The organism is Hydrogenophaga sp. (assembly GCF_051860785.1).
Taxonomy (GTDB): Bacteria; Pseudomonadota; Gammaproteobacteria; order Burkholderiales; family Burkholderiaceae_C; genus Hydrogenophaga.
This window is the reverse complement of the sequence record NZ_JBIMLB010000010.1, coordinates 119,838-137,704: the sequence shown is the minus strand read 5'-3', so window position 1 is coordinate 137,704 and position 17,867 is coordinate 119,838. Positions and strand designations below refer to the sequence as shown.

Annotated in this window: 20 protein-coding genes; 7 read left to right on the top strand and 13 right to left on the bottom strand. The window is 65.8% G+C overall.

Annotation, left to right across the window (positions count from 1 at the left end):
- Position 1: 1 nt before the first annotated feature.
- From ACTIF6_RS14875 to ACTIF6_RS14830, 10 genes are read right to left on the bottom strand one after another with little or no spacing between them, the layout of a single operon-like run.
- Positions 2 to 769 carry a 2-keto-4-pentenoate hydratase gene (locus tag ACTIF6_RS14875; protein ID WP_439588698.1) on the bottom strand — a complete coding sequence of 256 codons (768 nt, stop codon included), beginning with the start codon at positions 767 to 769 and terminating at the stop codon, positions 2 to 4.
- Positions 766 to 1,572 (bottom strand): 2-keto-4-pentenoate hydratase, encoded by an 807-nt coding sequence (mhpD, locus tag ACTIF6_RS14870; protein ID WP_439588697.1) that lies wholly within the window; start codon positions 1,570 to 1,572, stop codon positions 766 to 768. Before mhpD ends, ACTIF6_RS14875 begins: the two co-directional genes overlap by 4 nt.
- On the bottom strand, positions 1,569 to 2,672 hold the full coding sequence (locus ACTIF6_RS14865) for a hypothetical protein (RefSeq protein ID WP_439588696.1): 1,104 nt from the start codon (positions 2,670 to 2,672) through the stop codon (positions 1,569 to 1,571). Before ACTIF6_RS14865 ends, mhpD begins: the two co-directional genes overlap by 4 nt.
- On the bottom strand, positions 2,669 to 3,646 hold the full coding sequence (locus tag ACTIF6_RS14860; RefSeq protein WP_439588695.1) for a Bug family tripartite tricarboxylate transporter substrate binding protein: 978 nt from the start codon (positions 3,644 to 3,646) through the stop codon (positions 2,669 to 2,671). Before ACTIF6_RS14860 ends, ACTIF6_RS14865 begins: the two co-directional genes overlap by 4 nt.
- Complete coding sequence (locus ACTIF6_RS14855) at positions 3,643 to 4,521, bottom strand: creatininase family protein (RefSeq protein ID WP_439588694.1); 879 nt, start codon at positions 4,519 to 4,521, stop codon at positions 3,643 to 3,645. The genes ACTIF6_RS14860 and ACTIF6_RS14855 overlap by 4 nt, the downstream gene beginning before the upstream one ends.
- Positions 4,522 to 4,546: 25 nt before the next feature.
- Positions 4,547 to 6,007, bottom strand: coding sequence for a 2-hydroxymuconic semialdehyde dehydrogenase (locus ACTIF6_RS14850; RefSeq protein WP_439588747.1), 1,461 nt, complete (start codon positions 6,005 to 6,007; stop codon positions 4,547 to 4,549).
- 2 nt (positions 6,008 to 6,009) lie between these two features.
- Complete coding sequence (locus tag ACTIF6_RS14845; protein WP_439588693.1) at positions 6,010 to 6,522, bottom strand: carboxymuconolactone decarboxylase family protein; 513 nt, start codon at positions 6,520 to 6,522, stop codon at positions 6,010 to 6,012.
- The gene (locus tag ACTIF6_RS14840) at positions 6,504 to 7,151 is read right to left on the bottom strand and encodes a cysteine hydrolase family protein (protein WP_439588692.1); all 648 of its coding nucleotides are present in this window, start codon (positions 7,149 to 7,151) and stop codon (positions 6,504 to 6,506) included. Before ACTIF6_RS14840 ends, ACTIF6_RS14845 begins: the two co-directional genes overlap by 19 nt.
- The gene (locus ACTIF6_RS14835; RefSeq protein WP_439588691.1) at positions 7,148 to 7,996 is read right to left on the bottom strand and encodes a hypothetical protein; all 849 of its coding nucleotides are present in this window, start codon (positions 7,994 to 7,996) and stop codon (positions 7,148 to 7,150) included. The genes ACTIF6_RS14840 and ACTIF6_RS14835 overlap by 4 nt, the downstream gene beginning before the upstream one ends.
- Positions 7,997 to 8,016: 20 nt before the next feature.
- Positions 8,017 to 8,325 (bottom strand): hypothetical protein, encoded by a 309-nt coding sequence (locus tag ACTIF6_RS14830; protein WP_439588690.1) that lies wholly within the window; start codon positions 8,323 to 8,325, stop codon positions 8,017 to 8,019.
- 254 nt (positions 8,326 to 8,579) lie between these two features.
- Here ACTIF6_RS14830 and ACTIF6_RS14825 point away from each other — a divergent pair, with 254 nt between their 5' ends.
- Positions 8,580 to 9,281 (top strand): GntR family transcriptional regulator, encoded by a 702-nt coding sequence (locus tag ACTIF6_RS14825; RefSeq protein WP_439588689.1) that lies wholly within the window; start codon positions 8,580 to 8,582, stop codon positions 9,279 to 9,281.
- Positions 9,282 to 9,314: 33 nt separating this feature from the next.
- Here the strand turns inward: ACTIF6_RS14825 and trpE are convergent, their stop codons facing one another.
- Positions 9,315 to 10,814, bottom strand: coding sequence for an anthranilate synthase component I (trpE, locus tag ACTIF6_RS14820; protein WP_439588688.1), 1,500 nt, complete (start codon positions 10,812 to 10,814; stop codon positions 9,315 to 9,317).
- 341 nt (positions 10,815 to 11,155) lie between these two features.
- Between trpE and ACTIF6_RS14815 the strand changes: the two genes are divergently transcribed.
- Positions 11,156 to 11,731 (top strand): chalcone isomerase family protein, encoded by a 576-nt coding sequence (locus tag ACTIF6_RS14815; protein WP_439588746.1) that lies wholly within the window; start codon positions 11,156 to 11,158, stop codon positions 11,729 to 11,731.
- Here ACTIF6_RS14815 and gph read toward each other — a convergent pair.
- Together gph and rpe are read right to left on the bottom strand one after the other, a co-directional pair.
- A complete protein-coding gene (gene gph / locus ACTIF6_RS14810; RefSeq protein ID WP_439588687.1) occupies positions 11,714 to 12,400 on the bottom strand; it encodes a phosphoglycolate phosphatase in 687 nt (228 codons plus the stop codon). The two genes, ACTIF6_RS14815 and gph, sit on opposite strands and share 18 nt — an antisense overlap.
- 99 nt (positions 12,401 to 12,499) lie before the next feature.
- Positions 12,500 to 13,174: a ribulose-phosphate 3-epimerase gene (gene rpe, locus ACTIF6_RS14805; protein WP_439588686.1), complete on the bottom strand. Its 675-nt coding sequence runs from the start codon at positions 13,172 to 13,174 to the stop codon at positions 12,500 to 12,502.
- 82 nt (positions 13,175 to 13,256) lie between these two features.
- On the opposite strand from rpe, the gene apaG reads away from it, so the two are divergent.
- From apaG to ACTIF6_RS14780, 5 genes are read left to right on the top strand one after another with little or no spacing between them, the layout of a single operon-like run.
- Complete coding sequence (gene apaG / locus ACTIF6_RS14800) at positions 13,257 to 13,652, top strand: Co2+/Mg2+ efflux protein ApaG (protein ID WP_439588685.1); 396 nt, start codon at positions 13,257 to 13,259, stop codon at positions 13,650 to 13,652.
- A gap of 40 nt (positions 13,653 to 13,692) precedes the next feature.
- Positions 13,693 to 15,726: a site-specific recombinase gene (locus ACTIF6_RS14795; RefSeq protein ID WP_439588684.1), complete on the top strand. Its 2,034-nt coding sequence runs from the start codon at positions 13,693 to 13,695 to the stop codon at positions 15,724 to 15,726.
- Positions 15,719 to 16,690 carry a thiamine-phosphate kinase gene (gene thiL, locus ACTIF6_RS14790; RefSeq protein ID WP_439588683.1) on the top strand — a complete coding sequence of 324 codons (972 nt, stop codon included), beginning with the start codon at positions 15,719 to 15,721 and terminating at the stop codon, positions 16,688 to 16,690. Before ACTIF6_RS14795 ends, thiL begins: the two co-directional genes overlap by 8 nt.
- 36 nt (positions 16,691 to 16,726) lie before the next feature.
- A complete protein-coding gene (locus ACTIF6_RS14785) occupies positions 16,727 to 17,242 on the top strand; it encodes a phosphatidylglycerophosphatase A family protein (RefSeq protein WP_439588682.1) in 516 nt (171 codons plus the stop codon).
- A gap of 3 nt (positions 17,243 to 17,245) precedes the next feature.
- Positions 17,246 to 17,728: a CinA family protein gene (locus tag ACTIF6_RS14780; RefSeq protein ID WP_439588681.1), complete on the top strand. Its 483-nt coding sequence runs from the start codon at positions 17,246 to 17,248 to the stop codon at positions 17,726 to 17,728.
- Positions 17,729 to 17,867 lie beyond the last annotated feature (139 nt).

Below are 17,867 nucleotides of genomic sequence, written 5' to 3'. Positions count from 1 at the left end.
CTCATTCCCCCATGTGGAAGCCAGCGCTGCCCAAGCGTTCCATCTCGATGGACACGTACTGGCCAGGCTTGATCCATTCGGCAGCGGTCGCACCGCCTGCCATCACCACCCAGCCCGCCTGAAGCGGCTCCCCTGCGGCAGCCGACAGCCGCGCTGCAGCCACCAGTGAACGCAAGGGATGGCCCAGGATGGCGGCGGTGGAGCCGACCTGCACCACGCGGCCATCGATCGACAGCGTGAGGCCGAGGTTGGAGAAGTCCACCTGCGGACTGGACCAGGGCCCTATGACGAAGCCGCTGGACGACGCGTTGTCGGCAATCACGTCCGGCAGGCTGAACTTGAAGTCGCGGTAGCGCGAATCGATGATCTCGATCGCGGGTGCAATCGCCTCGACGGCAGCGAGGGCCTCGACAGCGGTCACATGGCCCGCCAGCGGTTTTTTCAGCACGAACGCCAGCTCGGGCTCTGCACGCGGGTGAACGTACTTTCCAAACGAGGCGTTGCCACCTTCCTCCACCAGCATTGCGTCGGTGAGCCTGCCCCAGATCACCTCTGAAAGGCCCATCTGCACCATCTTGCTGCGGCTGGTGAAACCCATCTTCACACCGATGCGCTTCTCACCCCGTGCGAGGCGTTGCTGGATCGAGAGGGACTGGATGGCGTAGGCGTCGACGAGCGACATCCTGCTTTCGGGATCGATCTGATCGATGGCCTTCGCGGTGCGTGCCGCCTCGTCGACGGTCTTGGCGAGTTCGTTGATGTTGCTCATGGCTTGTCTCCTGCGGGCGCGGTGTCGAACACGGCTTTCACCGTGCCCAGCCCGTTGATGCGTGTCTCGAAGATGTCGCCGGGTTTGACGGCAGCCATCGGTCCCAGTGCGCCCGACAGCACGAGGTCGCCAGCGCGCATGGGCGAGCCCAGGCGCGCCATCGTGCGAGCCAGCCACAACACCGCATTGAGCGGGTTGCCCAGGCAGGCGACACCGGCCCCGGTGGACACGGGCTCGCCGCGCAGGGTCATGGCCATGCCGCACATGCGCACGTCGAACTCCGAGAGCTTGCGGGGTGAGCTGCCAAGCACATAGGCGGCCGAAGAGGCGTTGTCGGCCACGGTGTCGACGAACTTGATGTTCCAGCTGGCGATGCGGCTGCCAACGATCTCCATCGCTGGCAGGGCGTACTCGATGCCCTTCATCACGTCGACGAGCGTGGGCTCGGCCGAGTCGATGTCGCGACCGATCACGAAGGCGATCTCCGCTTCGATCTTCGGCTGCTGCAGCATGGTCACGGGAATCGGCTCGGCGTCTCCGTAGCCCATGTCGTCAAACAGGATGCCGAAGTCCGGCTGGTCGACGCCAAGCTGCGCCTGCACGGCGCGTGCGGTCAGGCCAATCTTTCGACCGACGATCCGCCGCCCCTCCGAGACGCGTCGCTCCACATTGATCTTCTGGATCGCATAGGCGGCAGCACCGTCGATGCCGGGATACGTCTCGCGCAGGGGCGGAATCCAGGCACCCGTCCTGCCTGCCTCGCGGAGGAGACCCGCGGCCTCCTGAATCTGCTGTTCGTTCATGGCGTTCTGGCCCTCTCTGAAATGGATGTCTGTGGTTCGAGGTGACGGATGCAGTCCGTCCAGTCGAAGTCGTTGTCGGCAAGGTCGGAGGCGGTGCGCGCCACCAGTTGGGCGGCGGCCGACAGGATTGCCGCCGCTTCCTGCAGGCGCAGGCCGAGGGCTCGGCGGTCGGCACGGATGCGCTGCGGCTCGAACGGAATGCTCTCGAGCACACGCAGCGCCATCTCGAGGGTGCGGGCGGCCAGCAGGCGCTCGCGCGAGCCACGCCAATTGGTCACGATGGTGTTGTAGCGCTGGTGCGCGACGTCGATGAGCGTCGGCTGGTACATCGCGCTTTCCCGATCCCAGGCGGCCTCCATCTTGACCGCGAGCCATTCGCCGGCGCGTCGCCAGGCAACGGACAGCGCGGTCAGGCGCGCCTTCAAGACCTTGATCTCGATCGGCTCCTGTTCGCCTTCCATGAACAGCACGCCGACCATGGCGATCGCGTTCAGCTCGTTCAGATCGGTGCAACCGATGGGCGCATACAGCGGGCTCGTGTAATCGACTTCCGGGTCGAGCTGCGCAGGGGGTTTGCCAAGCCAGGCTTCGGCCACCACCTTGAGCTTGTTGGCCTCCCGGTGCAGGTCGGCCGCCACCGCGGTGCGGTCCTGCACGTAGAAGCGCTCATGCTCCCGGTGGTGCCGGCAGATGTTGGTGAGCGCGTCGACTTTTGGAAGCGACGACGGCGCGCTCGTGGAGCCGACCTTGGGAGCAACGGGCGCAGACACCGTCCATTCACGCCCGGCATGGCCGGCGGCGACCAGGCGCGCGAGAATGCCAACGGCGTCCAGCATGCTGCCCTGGGCCAGCGTGCGGTTGATCTCCTGCACCCTCGCTTCACTGGCGTATGTGGGCGCAGCCGCCGTCAACAGGGCCTTGCGTGCGATCCCGAGCCGGATCGCCACCTGGCCCGCGCCGATGGCCTGGCGCGCGGCCGCACCATCGTTGCCCTGAAAGCCGGCATCACTCGCGGCTGCGAAATCCGCTTCAATGCGCTCGATCGCTGCCGGTTCGAGCCCGCTGGAACACAGGAGCGAGGCGACCTGAGCGATGTTCATCGGTCCGCCTTGAACCCCGTCTCGCGCACGACCGGCTGCCAGAAGCGGGTGTCGGATTCGATGGTGGCCTTGAGTTCGGCCGGCGTGCTGCCGGCGACTTCGAGACCAAGATTCTCCAGTTGCTTGCGCGCCGCAGGGTCCTGCAGCGCCTGGTTCAGCGCCAGGCTCAGTTTCTGCACCACGTCGGCGGGCGTTTCACCGGCCACGAAAGCACCGTACCAGCCCGACGGGTAGTCCAGCCCCTTCACCCCGAGCTCGGCAAAGGTCGGCACCTCCGGCGCCAGGGCGGTGCGCTGCGAACCCGTCACGGCCAGCAGGCGGATCTTGCCGCTTCGATGGAGTTCGAGCTTGCTGCCGATCGAGTCGATGCCTGCACCGATGTGGCCGCCCATTTCGTCGGCGAGCACGGCAGCGCCGCCCTTGTAGGCGACGGCGGACATCTCCACACCCATGCTCTTGCCCATCTCCAGCACGGCAAAGTGCGCACTGGTCCCTGCACCGGGCATGCCCACGGGACCACGGCCGGGTGCGGCCTTGAGCCACTGGCGGTATTCGTCGAAGTTCTTGTACGGCTGGTTGGCGCCGGCACTGAGCGCCAACGGGAACTTCACCAGTTGCGCCACCGGCACGAAGTCCTGTCGCGCGTTGTAGGGCAGGCTCTGGAACGTGAACGGGTAGATCGTGAACGCCGGAGAGAAGTTGATCAGCACCGTGCGGCCGTCCGGCGCGGATTTCTTCACCGTGTCCATCGCAAGAAAGGTGTTCGCGCCCGGCCTGTTTTCCACCAGCACGGTCGTGTCCAGGGACGCACGCAGCCTCTCCGCGATGATGCGCGCGAGGCTGTCTACTGCGCCGCCGGGAGGAAAGCCGATGACGATCTTCACCGGTTGCGCGGTCTGCGCATGCGCGGGCACGCGGGCAGCCGGCAGCAGCATCGCTGTGGCACAGGCCAGGAGGAAGGCGTTTCGTTTCATGGTTTTTGCTTGAGGCGGTTGACGATCGCATCTGCCGCCGTCGCGGCGGCGGATTGCAGGGAGCGCTGGCCCTCGGCGGCATCCGCAGAGGCCGGATCGCCGAAGTAGCCCAGCGGCGTGGTCTTGCGCGCATCCTCGTACCCTCTGCGCCAGACGGCGAGATCGTCCGGTCCGAGATCGGTGGACTTGAGCGTGCGACGAACGTCATCGCGCACCAGGCTCGCGCAGCTCGCGAGCATCATGGAAGACTCCCAGCGGCCGGCATGCACGTCCACGTAGCGCGGCGGTGTCTCGCCATCGCCCGGCGAGGAAGGTGAAGATGCATTGATCTGGAAGAACTTCAGCCCCTCGGCCTGCGCCCCGGCCGGCAGCGTGATGTGCGGGTCGTCCAGCGCAATGCCCAGCCGACTGGCGAGCGCCGCATCGATCACGAAGCTGATGTCCATGCCGGTGCGTTCCACACCCAGCTTCACGCCTTCATGTATGGTGCGGTTGTGAAGCGCGTCCCCATGGCCGGAGAAGCAGAACACGCGGCGAAACCCGTCCCCGGACTGGCTGACAAACACGTCGGCCATCAACTCCCTGATGAGCTCCGGGCGCACGCGGTACGACGCGGGGAATGCGCCCGAGACCACGTTCACACCCCAGTAGTACGGCGGCACGATCAACGCCTGCACACCCCGCGCCGCGAGCTCGCGCTTGACTTCCCGAAGGCGCGCCTGCGGGATGTACACGTCGGTGCCGGTGGGCAGATGGGGGCCGTGCTGCTCGATCACGCCAAACGCCCACAGCAGCACCGCGCCGTCCTTCGCCGCCTGGTCGACCTCGTACCAGGTCATCTCGGCAATCGTGTCGGCAAAGATATCGATGGTCATGTAGCCAGGCCTTCCCGCATTGCGATCACAGCTTCACGCAGACGTTGCGCAGTTCGGTGTAGAACTCCAGCGAATGCACACCACCCTCGCGTCCGATGCCGGACCTTTTCGAGCCACCGAACGGGGTTCTCAAGTCACGCAGGAACCAGGAGTTGATCCAGCAGATACCCACCTCCAGCTTCGCGCCCAGGCGGTGCGCCCGCGCCAGATGGGTGGTGTGAATCGCGGCGGCCAGTCCGTAGGGCGTGTCGTTGGCAAGACGGATGACCTCTTCTTCCGTGTCGAACGGTGCCACGTGGCAGCAAGGGCCGAAGATCTCCTCGCGCACCACGGCACTGGTCTCCGGCAGACCTGTCCAGACGGTGGGCTCGATCCAGGCGCCCTCGGCCAGCTCGCCTTCCATGGTCGGAATGCCACCGCCTGCGACGATCGTGGCGCCCTCGGCCTTGGCCTTTTCGTAGTACGACAGCACCTTGCGCCGGTGTTCCAGCGAAATCAGCGGACCGATCTTCGTCGCGGCGTCCTGCGGGCGACCGGGCTTCATCGTCCGGGCGGCTTCACCCAGGCGCTTGACGAATTCGTCGAAGATCGGGCGCTCCACGTAGACGCGCTCGGTTCCCAGGCAGACTTGGCCACAGTTGGCGAAGACCGAGCGTGTCGTGGTCTCCACCGCCTGTTCGAGATCACAGTCGGCGAACACGATGGCGGGGTTCTTTCCACCCAGCTCCATGGAGGTCGCCTTGATGCCATCGGAGGCCGCTTTCAGAATGGCTGCGCCGGTGTTCGTTTCCCCCGTGAACGTGATGGCATTGACCCCGGGATGGGTGGTGAGAAACTCGCCCGCCGAATCCGGCCCGAAGCCATGCACGATGTTGTAGACCCCGGGCGGAACACCCACCGCATTCATGACCTCCCCGAGCAACGCAGCCGTGGACGGTGTTTCTTCGGAGGGCTTGACCACCACGGTGTTGCCGCAGGCCAGCGCCGGCCCGACCTTCCACGTCATCAGCAGCAACGGCAGGTTCCAGGGACAAATGACGGCAACCACGCCCTTGGGCACGCGCACCGCGTAATTCAGGGCACCCGTGCCGTCGGGCGTGGCCATCTGGAAGAACTCGGTGGGGACGTTCTTCACCGTGTCGGCAAAGATCTTGAAGTTGGCAGCGCCACGCGGAATGTCCAGGTGCGAGGCCAGCGACACGGGCTTGCCGGTATCGGCCACCTCGGCCTGGAGAAAATCATCGAAGCGCCGGTTGATTTCAGCGGCAACGGCATGGAGCAGTCCGGCGCGCTCGTCCACCGACATGCGGCCCCATGGGCCATCCAGCGCAGCGCGGGCGGCGCGCACAGCGGCATCGACCTCGGGCCGGCCGGCTTCATGCACCCTGGCGATCAGGCTGTTGTCGACAGGATTGCGGTTCTCGAACGTGCGACCGCTTGCGCTGCGCAAGAACTCGCCATTCACGAAATGAAGGGTTTCCCGAATGGTCACGGCTTGCCGCCCTCCTCAAGCTCTTCATTCGCGGCGAGGTTGGCCAGCAGTTCGGCCCCTTTGTTGGCCGCAGAAAGACCGCGGAAAAGAAAGCACAGGCTGACGGTGTCCTGAAGCTCCGCCCAGCTGGCACCGGCGCGGCGCGCCGCAATCGCGTGCAGCACCGCCGCATCGCTGCCATCCATGAGCAGCATGCCGAACAGCATGAGCTGCGCCGTTTTCACGTCGAAGCTCTTGGGATACATCGCATGCTCGCGCATCTGCTCCTGCAGATCGACGAGCTTGGGGTCCAGCGCGCCGGTGACGTGCAGGCGAGCTTCGATGCGCGGAGGAACGAAACCAATCAGATCCTCGTAGATCTTGCCCCGCTCTTCCAGGGTGACTTTGGTGTCTGCGTACTCGCCGATGCGTTTGCGCACGGCATTGGTGTTGATTCGCTTGGGTAGCACAAGAATTCCTTTTCGGGTGGAGTTGTCTTCTCGGGGTGGTATCAATGTCCCGGCTGCCACGCGGCCAGGATGTCGGCGGCGCTGCACACGTCTCCGAACAGGAATCGCACGTTGTCCAGGGTGGCTGCATGCAGTGGCGGAGAGTGCGAGCCGACGGCATCCGCTGCAGCAACGCAGTAGTAACCATGCGCATGCGCGTCGCGCAGCGTCGACTCCACGCACACCTGGGTCTGCACGCCCGTGAACACAATGGTCTGTCGTCCGAGCGCCGTCAGCACTGACTGCATGTCGGTGCCGGTGAATCCGGAATAGCTGTGCTTGGTGACGACCGGGTCGCCGGGTTCTGGCTGCACGCCGAACCAGTCATGCCCCCACGTGCCGGGCTTGCAGCATTCGGCCTCGATGCCACGCGCCACCAGCTTCAGGGCCATGGAATCGGGAATGCGGTCGTGCGAATAGTCGGCGCGCAGCCACACGATGGGAATGCCCGCGGCGCGCGCGCCCGATGTCAGCTCCCGCAGGGCAGGCAGGATGGCGGATGCGGCGCCCACGTCCTTGCCCATGGTCTTGTCGATGTAGCCGCCCGGCGCGCAGAAATCGTTCTGCATGTCAACCACCATGAGCACGCACCGGCCGGGTGCAAGCCGGGCCGAAAGCGTCACGGGAAGATCGCGATTGGCGAGACTCATGCGAGGTTCCAGTACGAGCCACCCATGCCACAGCGCATGGGCACCGATGGCACATAGAACACACTCTCCGCCTTCGGGTGGCCGATCTCGGCGGCAGCGCCCATGGCCACCACCCACGCCAACAGTTCGGCGGCACCACCGTCACCGCCCGTCAGCAGTTTGTCGAAAGTGAGTTCGCGCTTGACACGTTCCACGTCGCCGGACTCCAGCAATTCCAGGAACCAGCGATCGAAGTCTTCATGCACCGTGAAGTAATCGGGACCACCCGGGTCGTGCGACAGCCCGCCAGTCGCCATGAGCACCACGCGCTCATCCCCGGGAAATGCCTGCACGATGCGTGCGATCTGACGCCCCACTTCCAGGCATTTTTCTGCACTCGGCACCGGTGGCACGATGGCGTTCATGTGGATGGGCACGAACTTCACGTCGTAACGCGGGAACAGAAACTTGAGCGGCACCGACCAGTTGTCGTCGAAGAGCAGCTTTTCCGCAAAGGAATGGTTGATGCCAGCCTTCGCCGAATCGCGCACCAGGGCACGGCCCAGGGCACGGTGTCCTCCGATCTTGTAATCGGGCACATTGAGCCAGTCGCGAAACCACGGAGCGGGACCAGCCCATTCATCACCGATCCCGACACAGAAATCGGGTATGGCGCTCATCGGGGAGTTCAACAGATGGTCGTTGGCGACCCCGATCACCACATCGGGCTTGAGCTCTTCCATGCGGCGACCAAACTCACGATAGCCAGCGAGCACGGCGTCCTGTTCGTGTTGAGGCGCCTTGTCGATCCAGCCGGTGACACCGGGTGCATGGGCAATGCCCAGGCTTGCAATCAGTTTTGCCATGTCAATTCCTGTGCTTTCGGTCAGCGCGCGCCGCCGGCAATGTTCATCTTCTCGGCGTAGAGCCGCGCCGCGTCACTGTCGTTGTGGTTGTAACCACCGCCCTTGAAGAGACGCGACACCTGGGGAAGGAAGTACGGGTGCAGGCCGAGCCTTGCCAGCGTGGCCAGATCCAGATCGCGCCAGGCCTGCTTTTCCTCTTCGCTGAGGCCGTAGTGCGTCATGCTCGCCTCGAGATCGCTCTTGAACAGTGCATGGGCCTTAGCGTCGCGGCGCAACTCGAAAACCATGTGGTTGGACGGAAGCGTGCGGTCGGTGTCTTGAATGCCCATTGTCTTCCTTTATCGAAAAGAAACAAGATAATCGATTATACAAACGGGGCTGGAAGGGTCAATCCAGTGGCGGATCTCGACTCAAGCCCATCAATCGATTATTCTGATTATATCGATATGTTGGGCGATGATGAAGCGTTCGACCCTCCCGGTCTGTTGCTTCGCCGCACTCACTGACCGGCATCGGAAGCTCGCCCCGGACGGGTCCGCGGAATCCGGCCCATATAATCGATGTTGATCGGGGAATCGATACCATGGACCTTATCCAGGCTGCAGAACAAGGCGGACAGACACTCTCGACGATGATTGCGGGCAACTTGCGTGCCGCGATCTCCAATGGGGAACTGGCTCCGGGATCCAAGCTTCGCCTGGATGAATTGAGGGTGACCTTCGGCGTCAGCCTGAGCCCGCTGCGAGAAGCGCTTTCGCGACTCTCGGCCGAGGGCTTTGTGGTGATGGAAGACCAGCGCGGATACAAGGTGGCGCCTGTTTCCGAAGCGAACCTCGTCGAGGTGACCAAGCTGCGTGCCATGGTGGAGTGCTTCGCGCTGCGGGAGTCGATCCAGCAAGGCGATGACAAGTGGGAGGGCGAGGTCGTGGCCAGCCTTTACCGCATCAACAAGCTGTCCCGGCTGGATGACCCCGGCAGCAAGGCGGCCTGGGAAACTGCCCACCGCGACCTTCATTACCGCCTGATCTCGGCCTGCCGGATGCCGTTGCTGCTGTCTTTCAGCTCCACCCTGCACGACCTGAACGACCGCTATCGCCGGCTCTTCCTGATCTCGCGTCCCATCGACAAGGCGGTGCAACGAGAGCACGCCGAAATCTGCAACGCCGCCCTGGAACGCAACGCCGACCTGGCGTGCGAGATCATGCGCAACCACATCGAGCGCACCGGCGCCAACATTCGCAAGGCGATCCTCAAGACCGAGATGCCGTCCAGGCAGCTCGCCTGAAGCGCGCCAGAAGCTGCGCCTCCGCTCGGGCGCTCACTCCAGACCTTCCTCGACGAGTTCGGCCGCCCGCAGCAACGCGCGCGCCTTGTGCTCGGTTTCCCTCCACTCCATCTCGGGCACCGAATCGGCCACCACACCGGCAGCGGCCTGCACGTAGAGCGTCTGGTCCTTGATGATGCCGGTGCGGATGGCGATGGCCACGTCCATGTCGCCGGCGTAGCTGAGGTAACCGCAGGCGCCGCCGTAGATGCCACGCTTGGTGGGTTCAAGCTGGTCGATCACTTCCATGGCATGCACCTTGGGCGCGCCGGTGAGCGTGCCGGCCGGGAACGTGGCCTTGAGCACGTCCATGCTGGTCATGCCCTCAACGAGCATGCCTTCGACGTTGCTCACGATGTGCATCACGTGGCTGTAGCGCTCCACGGCGAAGGCCTCGGTCACCTTCACGGTACCGGTTTTTGCGATGCGACCGATGTCGTTGCGCGCCAGGTCGATCAGCATCACGTGCTCGGCGCGCTCCTTGGGATCGTTCACCAGTTCCTCTTCCGTGGCCTTGTCCTTCTCGGGGGTGGCGCCACGCGGGCGCGTGCCGGCCAACGGGCGGATGGTGATCTTCTGGCCCTCCGGTGTCTGTTCCTGCCGCACCAGGATTTCAGGCGAGGCCCCCACCACGTGAAAATCCCCGAAGTGGTAGTAGTACATGTAGGGCGAAGGGTTGAGCGAGCGCAGCGCGCGGTACAGCGACAGCGGCGACTCGGTGTAACGCTTCTTGATGCGCTGGCCCACCTGCACCTGCATGAAATCACCGGCGGCGATGAGCTCTTTCGCGCGGTCCACGGCGGCGAGGTAGTCGGCCTTGGCGAAATCGCGCTCGGCCGGGTAACCCTGCGTGGGCTTGACCACCGGCGCGCTCACCGAGTACTTCAACGCCTCTCGCAGTTCACGCAGCCGCTTCTTGGCGTTGGCATAGGCCTCGGGCTGGGCCGGGTCGGCGTAGACGATCAGGTAAAGCTTGCCCGAGAGGTTGTCGATCACCGCCAGCTCTTCGCACTGCAGCAGCAGGATGTCGGGACAGCCGAGCGCATCGGGCGGGCAGGTGTTCTCCAGCTTCTTCTCGATGTGGCGCACGGCGTCGTAGCCGAAATAGCCCGCCAGTCCACCGCAGAAACGCGGCAGGCCCGGGCGCAGCGCCACCTTGAAACGCTGCTGGTAGGCGGCGATGAAGTCCAGCGGGTTGCCGTGGTGGGTTTCCACCACAGCGCCGTCGCGCACCACCTCGGTCTTTGCCTCGGCACCGAAGCCGGTGGCGCGCAGCAGGGTGCGCGCAGGCAGGCCGATGAAGCTGTAGCGGCCGAAGCGCTCGCCACCCACCACGGATTCGAGGAGGAAGCTGTGCTTGCCGTCGCCGCGCCCATGGGCCAGCTTGAGGTAGAGGGAAAGCGGTGTTTCCAGGTCCGCAAAGGCTTCGGCCATCAGCGGAATGCGGTTGTAACCCTGCTGGGTCAGACTTTTGAATTCGAGTTCGGTGATCATGTTCAGTTCTTCCTTCGGCCACACACCGGGTCGATCGACACATCAGGTGGGGCTGGGGTCCATGCCATCCGGTCAGGCGCACTGCCGGGCGAGAGGTGGGGTGCAACAGCTGGCTTCGCTTCGACAACCCGGAGAGGGTGCACGTTTACGCTGGCTTGCGCCAGGGCCAGGCTCCCCGGCCATTGCGGCTCGGCAGACCACCTGAGAAGGTTGTGCATGGGTTGAACATGGTGGGGCAGTGTAGCAAAGGCGTCAGCGCGACGGCTCGCAGAAGGCACAATCGACAAAAGCACGGTTGTTCTTTTTCGATCATCCCAACCATGGAGCCGACCCCGATGAAGATGCCTTACCCGGCCATCGCCCTCTCCCTCCTGCTGCCTTTTGCATCCTCGGCGGCCACCATCGACGTCTCCGGCGTCAAGCTCGAGGACCGCATCACCCTGGCCGACAAGCCGCTGGTGCTCAACGGCGCGGGCGTGCGCTACAAGGCGGTGTTCAAGGTCTACACCGCCGGGCTCTACCTGAGCCAGAAGGCCGACACCCCCGAGGCCGTGCTGGCCACGCCCGGCCCCAAGCGCATCACCATCACCATGCTGCGGGACATCGACTCGGCCGAACTGGGCAAGTTGTTCTCGCGCGGCATGGAAGACAACATGGACCGCAGCGCCTTCTCCAGGCTCATCCCCGGCGTGTTGCGCATGAGCCAGGTGTTCAGCGACCACAAGAAGCTCAAGGAAGGCGACAACTTCCTGGTGGACTGGGTACCTGGCACCGGCACGGTGCTCACCATCAAGGGCAAGGTCGAGGGCGAACCCTTCAAGGAACCCGAGTTCTTCGACGCCCTCGTGCGCATCTGGCTCGGCCCCAAACCAGCCGACCACCTGCTCAAGGAGCTCCTTCTAGGCAAAAGCAAGTAGTTCGGCCAGCGAGCCGACCAGGCGGTCGTGCGGCGCCTGATCGATTGGATCACCGTGGTTGTAGCCATAGGTCACCAGCACCACCGGACAACCGGCCGCGCGGGCGGCGATGCCGTCGTTCTGGGAATCGCCCACCATCAGTGTGCGCGCAGGCAAAGTGCCCAAGGCCTCGCAGGTCTTCAGCAGCGGCAATGGGTCGGGCTTGGTGCGCTCGAAACTGTCGCCACCGAACACGTGGGTGAAATAGCCGTCCAGCCCCTTGGCCTGCAACAGCGGGCGCGCGAAGCCCAGCGGCTTGTTGGTGAGGCATGCCAGTGGCATGCCACGCTCGCGCAGCGCGCTCAGGCCCTCGACCACGCCAGGGTAGACCGCGCTGTGCTGGCCGTTGATGGCGAGGTAGTGCGCCTGATAGCGCCGCCAGGCCTCGGCTTGCAACGCGGTGGCCTGGGTATCGCTCAAGCCACCATGAATGAGCGCGGAACGGATCAGGTGCGCCGACCCCTTGCCCACCATGCGCTCGATGTCGGCGCGGGTGACCGACGGGCGGTCCAGGTCCTTCAATGTGGCATTGAGGGCGACGTCGAAGTCGCCCAACGTGTCGACCATCGTGCCGTCGAGATCGACAATGGCCGCCTGAATGGATGACCTCACGTCATGGACCCCCGTCATGCAAGAAGCAGCGGCGTCCAGAGACACCGCGGGGCCGGCTTTGCCGGACGGCTGATGTCGCCCCCTTGAGGGGGTCGCGCGAAGCGCGGCGGGGGTGCTTCACTTCAATGCCGCCCGCATCTGGTCGATGACGGCCTTGTAGTCCGGTTTGCCGAAAATCGCGCTGCCGGCCACGAAGGTATCGGCACCGGCATCCGCCACGCGTCGGATGTTGTCGGGCTTGATGCCACCGTCCACCTCGAGGCGGATGTCCTTGCCACTGGCCTCGATGCGCCGTCGCGCGTCCTCGATCTTGCGCAGTGCGGACTCGATGAAGCTCTGCCCGCCGAAGCCAGGGTTCACGCTCATGATGAGGATGAGGTCGATGTCGTCGATCAGCCAGTCCAGCACGTCCAGCGGCTGGGCGGGATTGAAGGTCAGGCCGGCCTTGGCACCCCTGGCTTTGATGGCCTGCACGCTGCGGTGCACGTGGGCGCTCGCATCGGGGTGGAAGCTCACCAGGTCGGCACCGGCGTCGATGAAGGCGCCGGCCAGGGCGTCCACCGGCTGGATCATCAGGTGCACGTCGATCGGCACCGGCGTGCCATCGGCCTTCTTCGCGTGGGGCTTGAGCGCCTGGCAGATCATGGGGCCGAAGGTGAGGTTGGGCACATAGTGGTTGTCCATCACGTCGAAATGGATCCAGTCGGAGCCAGCGGCGATGACGTTCTTCACTTCCTCACCCAGACGGGCAAAGTCGGCGGACAGGATGGACGGAGCGATGCGGTACGTCATGGTCGGCGTGGGGTTGGCGGGAAAAGGCCTCTATTCTCGCAGGCACTGCATGGCTTCATGGGCGCGCGGTAACATGCCGGCCATGCCCCGATACCTGTTCACCTGCGAGGTCGAGCCCCAGTACCTGAGCGAGCAATCCTCGCCCGAGGAAGAGCAGTTCGCCTTCGCCTACACCATCACCATCACGAACGCGGGAGAGGTGACGGCGCAGCTGATTGCGCGGCACTGGATCATTGACGACGCACGCGGGCACACCGAGCAGGTCAAGGGCCTGGGCGTCGTGGGGCATCAGCCGCTGTTGCGTCCGGGCGAGTCGTTCCAGTACACCAGCGGCACGCGCCTGGCTACGGCCACCGGCAGCATGCGTGGCAGCTTCTTCTGCGTGGCCGAAGACGGCGAACGCTTCGAGGCCGAAGTGGCCGAGTTCGCCCTGCGCGCGCCGGGCGGTGGCGAAGCCCCGGCACGGGTGCTCCACTGACCACGGCGCACGCGCCAGCGGCTCTGAACGGCACAACCGCATGAACACTGCCACGCCACTGGACACGCTGGATCCCGACGCGCCGCTGGCGCGCCGCCACCTGTGGCTGATCGACGCGCTGAAATGGGTGCGCGGCGACGCCAGCGACGTGCAGGCCAGCGTGGCGCGCGTGCAGGCGTTCCTGGACGCCGTGCAGTCGCAGCCCGGTGCACAGGCTCGCTGGCGCCTGTGGTGGAGCCGCTTCATCGGCACGGTGGACCTCACACCCCTGCTGGCCGACCACGGTTTCGCGCCGCGGACCGCGTTTCTCAGCGAACTGGGCAACCGCCTGCGCAAGAAGGTGTTGCCGGGCACGCCCGAGACCACCGACATGGCCGAACTCTACGGGCTGCTGTTGTCCAGCCGTTTCGACGTGCGCTGGCTCAAGGCGCTGGACAGTGCCACGCTCAAGCGCCTGCACGACCTGCTGATCGTGCCGCCGTCGAACGAAGACGACACGGCGATTCCGTCGGCTGCCGGCTTCTGGCAAAGCGCCCTGATGGACGCTCTCACCTTCTGCGTCAGCCAGGTGTGCGCGACCGGCTTCGCATCGGAAATCCGCGTGCGCATGTCACCCGAGGCCCAGGCCGCCCGCCCTTTTCATGAGTTGCCCACCGATTTCGAAGCACTGCGCCTGGCGGTGCGCTCGCACGGCGCACACAGCGCCCAGGCCCTGACCGCCGCCGAAGGGCTGCGCGCGCGGCTTGACGCCTGCCGCCATGCGGCTTACTCGGTCTACTCGCACCTGGAAGAACACGGCGTCTCGGTCGGCATCGTGTTCCGGTTGCGGCAGTTGCGCGAGCGCATTGTGCGCATCAAAGAGTTGCTCGACTGCCTGCAGTCCGAAAAGCCCGAGCGCGCCACCGCGGCGCTGTTGGCCGACCTCGCGCAGGTCGGCATCGACAACCAGAGCGTTCGCTCGCTGATCGCCGCCAGCTCGCACCTGACCGCAGCCAAGGTGGCCGAGCGCAGCGCCGAGAGCGGCGAGCACTACATCACCCGCAACCGCGCCGAGTACCGCGAGATGCTGCGCAAGGCGGCGGGCGGCGGCGCCATCGTGGGCTTGACCGTGTGGGTGAAATTCCTCATGGTCGGCCTGGGCCTCACCGCTTTCTGGGGCGGCTTTGCCAATGGCGTGAACTACGCGACCTCGTTCGTGGTGATCATGCTGCTGCACCTCACGCTCGCCACCAAGCAGCCCGCCGTGACGGCGCCGGCCATGGTGGCGAAGCTGCGAGACATCAAACAGCCCGGTGCGGTGCGCCGTTTCGTCGACGAGGTGGCCAACCTGTTCCGTTCGCAGGTGGCCGCCATCGTGGGCAACATCGGCCTAGTGGTCCCGGTGGTGGTGCTGATCAGCCTGATCATGATGCTGGTGACCGGCGAGGCGATGGTGAACGAGGACAAGGCGCACCACGTGCTCAAGGACATCAGCCTGCTCGGTCCGCTGGTGCTGTACGCGGCTTTCACCGGCGTGTTGCTGTTCGCCTCCAGCATCATCGCAGGCTGGGTCGAGAACTGGTACGTGTTCCACAACCTCGACTCGGCCATGCAGCACAACCCACGCTTCACCGCCGTGCTGGGCCATGCGCGCGCTGCGCGCTGGGCCGATTTCATGCGCCGCAACATTTCCGGGCTGGCGGCCAACATCTCACTGGGCCTCATGCTGGGACTGGTGCCCGCCTTCATGGTCTTCTTCGGTATCGGTCTGGACGTGCGCCACGTCACCCTCTCGGCCGGCCAGGTCGCGGCGGCGGCCATGGCGCTGGGCTGGGACGTGTTCCACGAATCCGGGTTCTGGTGGGCCGTTGCCGGCGTGGCGGTGATCGGGCCGCTCAACCTGGGCGTGAGCTTCTACCTGGCGTTCCGGCTGGCGCTGCAGGCGCAGAGCGTGAGCGAGGTGAACCGCCAGCTCATCCGCGCCGCCATCAAACGCCGCATCCGCGCGGCGCCCCTGAGCTTCCTGCTGCCGCCGCGCAACGCAGCTGTGGTCAACGACGACGCGCCGCCCCCTGAACCGAAGCCCCATGGGTGAGTTCGAGCTCATCCGGCAACACTTCCAGCGCCCCGGCGTGAAGCTGCCGCAGGACGTGGTGCTGGGCGTCGGCGACGACGGTGCACTGTTGCGACCCGAGCCGGGCCACGAACTGGCCATCTCGACCGACATGCTGGTGCAGGAGCGGCACTTCTTCGCCAGCGTGGACGCCGCCGCGCTCGGCCACAAGGCCCTGGCCGTCAACCTGAGCGACCTGGCCGCCATGGGCGCGCGTCCGCTCGGCTTCACGCTGGCGCTGGCGCTGCCCAAGGCCGACGAAGCCTGGCTGGCGGCCTTTGCCAAAGGCCTTTTTTCGCTCGCCGACGCGCACGCCTGCCCGCTGGTGGGCGGCGACACCACGCGCGGGCCGCTCAACATCTGCATCACCGTCTTTGGCCAGGTGCGCGCCGGCCGAGCGCCGCGGCGCAGCGCAGCGCGCGCTGGCGACGACCTGTATGTGAGCGGACGCACCGGTGAGGCGCGCCTGGCGCTGGAACACCAGCGCGGCACCGCCTGGGCCACGGGTGCCGTGGGCGCCGACCTGCGCGAACGGCTGGAGCGCCCCACACCGCGCAACGCGCTGGGCATGGCGCTGGCGGCGGTGGACGGCATGCACGCCGCGATCGACCTCAGCGACGGCCTGGTGGGCGACCTCGGCCACATCCTGGCGGCCAGCCGTGTGGGCGCCGACATCGAGCTCGCCACGTTGCCGGTGGCGCCTGCGCTCGTGGCGCTGCCGGAAGCCGAGCGGCTTGAATGCCTGCTGGCGGGCGGCGACGACTACGAGCTGCTCTTCACCGCCGACCCGGCGGTCCGCGATGCGGTGCAGGAGGCCGCGCGGGCCAGCGCCACGCCGGTGACGCGCATCGGCAGGATCAAAGCGGGCGCGAGCGAACTTCAACTTCTCGATGCGCAGGGCCAACCGGTGTCACTGCGCGTACAGGGCTTCGATCACTTCGCTTAGTGCGAACCCATGAACGGCGCGCCCGATAATCGGCGCATGCCCGACGCCGCCAACGCCCCCGTGGTCCGCCCGACCTGGGGCTTCCTGTTCTCCCATCCCGCCCATTTCATTGCGCTGGGTGCGGGCGCAGGCCTGAGCCGGTTCGCCCCCGGCACCGCCGGCACGCTCTGGGCGTGGGTGGCCTTTCTGGTGCTCGAGCCCTTGCTGTCACCGCTGGATTGGGGTCTGCTGATCCTGGCCGCCACGCTGATCGGCTGGTGGGCCTGCACCGTGACCGCGCAGCACATGCGCGTCGCGGATTCGGGCCACATCGTGTGGGACGAAGTGGTCGCGTTCTGGCTGGTGCTGTGGATGATCCAGCCCGGCGGCTTCTGGGACCAGTTCGCCGCCTTCCTCATCTTCCGCGTGTTCGACATGGTCAAGGTCGGCCCCATGGCCTGGGCCGACCAGACCTTCAAGGGCTTTGGCCCACGCGGCGGCTTCGGCATCCTGCTCGACGACTTCGCCGCCGCCTTCTGCACCCTCATCGTCATCGCGCTCTGGCGCGTCTGAACCATGGAACACATTCCTGCCCTCGTGGACGCGCTCGCCCGTGAACTCAAGGCGCGCCGCCTGATGATGGCCACGGCCGAGAGCTGCACCGGCGGGCTGATTGCCGGCGCCTGCACCGAAGTGTCGGGTTCGAGCGAATGGTTCGAGCGCGGCTTCGTCACCTACTCGAACGCGGCCAAGAGCGAGCTGCTGGGCGTGTCCGCCCAGTTGATCGGACAGCACGGCGCGGTGAGCGAAGCGGTGGCGCGCGAGATGGCGACTGGCGCCGTGGCGCACTCGGCCGCGAAGCTGGCGGTGGCCGTCACTGGCGTGGCGGGGCCCACCGGCGGCAGCGTGGAAAAACCCGTGGGCACGGTGTGGTTCGGCTGGGCCACGCCAGCGGGGGTGTTCACCGAGCACCAGCGCTTCGACGGGGACCGCGCCGCCGTGCGCCAGGCCACCGTGCGGCACGCCCTGGCCGGCCTGCTGCAACGACTTCCAGGATGAAACACCCCCCGCGTCGCCTTCGGCGCCACCCCCCTGGAAGGGTGGCGACACCAGCCGCCCGGCAAAGCCGGCCCGGCGGTGTCTCTCGACTGGACCATGTCATTCGCTGCGGGTCGCGCTTCAGCATGGTGGGGCCCTG